We start from the raw sequence: 1144 nt of genomic DNA, 5'->3' as shown, positions 1-1144 counted from the left end.
CTCTCAATGAAGGCCATATTGTCTGTATCTTCCCTGAAGGGCGATTGACCTCCGATGGCGAAATGAACGACTTCATGCGTGGCATCGACATTATTCTGCGTCGAAGCCCGGTACCTGTGATTCCGATGGCATTGAAAGGATTGTGGGGCAGTTATTTTAGCCGCGCTAAAGGACGAGCATGCAGAGGGTTCCCGACTCGCTTCTGGTCCAAATTGGAAATTGAAGCTGGCGAACCGGTAGATCCTAGCTCAGCCACCGCACAAACTATGTTCGAAAAAGTGCACGCATTGCGCGGAGATTGGCGATAAACAAAACGTTGAGAATTATTTGAGCACACGTTTAGATTATCTGAACGTGTGTTCAAATCATTAAGACAAACTGACCAGATACAGTGCGATATACTCTCGCTTTCACTAACGACAATGAATCATAAATCTTGAACAGAAAGTACATCCCCTTTGGACTGGCACTGCTTTTTTGCTTAACTCCTTTTGTGTCATCCCCTATTGCACTTGTTATTGGCTTCTTACTTGCCAGCTTTGGCTTAGTTCCTACTGAGTTACCCATCGCCTCTTTCACCAAAAAACTGCTTTCTTATTCTATTATCGGTTTAGGGTTTGGTATCAATTTTGAACAGGCATTGTCTGTTACGTCAGATGGTATCGGGCTAATTATCGCTACGATTGTCGGCACACTCGTCATTGGCTCACTCATCGCCAAAGCGATCAAACTCGAAACGACGACTGCGTATCTCATTTCATCCGGAACTGCGATATGTGGTGGCAGCGCAATTGCTGCGGTCGCACCAGCAATCAGAGCCAAAGATGAACAAATAGGTTTGGCACTCGCTACCGTTTTTGTACTCAACTCTCTAGCGTTGTTCATCTTCCCCGTCATTGGTCATGCGTTAAACCTAGACCAACACACCTTTGGGACATGGGCGGCAATTGCGATTCATGATACTTCGTCTGTTGTTGGCGCTGCCTCTGCCTACGGTGAAGAGGCACTGACAACTGCAACCACGCTCAAACTGGCGCGAGCCTTGTGGATCATTCCTGTTGCTTTGATTAGCGCCGTGATTCTCTCACGTTGGAACAAAGAGCACGGTTCGACAAAGTTAGTGATTCCTTACTTCATTTTCTGG

Annotated in this window: 2 protein-coding genes; both read left to right on the top strand. The window is 46.7% G+C overall.

The annotated features are described in order from the left end of the window. Nucleotides 1-308: 1-acyl-sn-glycerol-3-phosphate acyltransferase (locus R7O12_RS26160; RefSeq protein ID WP_318126976.1), on the top strand; the 308-nt coding region annotated here is incomplete at its 5' end. Between the two features lie 128 nt (nucleotides 309-436). After that, on the top strand, nucleotides 437-1144 hold a 708-nt coding region (locus R7O12_RS26155; protein ID WP_318126974.1), incomplete at its 3' end, for a YeiH family protein.

The sequence above is a fragment of the Vibrio sp. Vb1574 genome (genome assembly GCF_033338675.1).
This window is presented reverse-complemented; position numbering and strand designations above follow the sequence as displayed.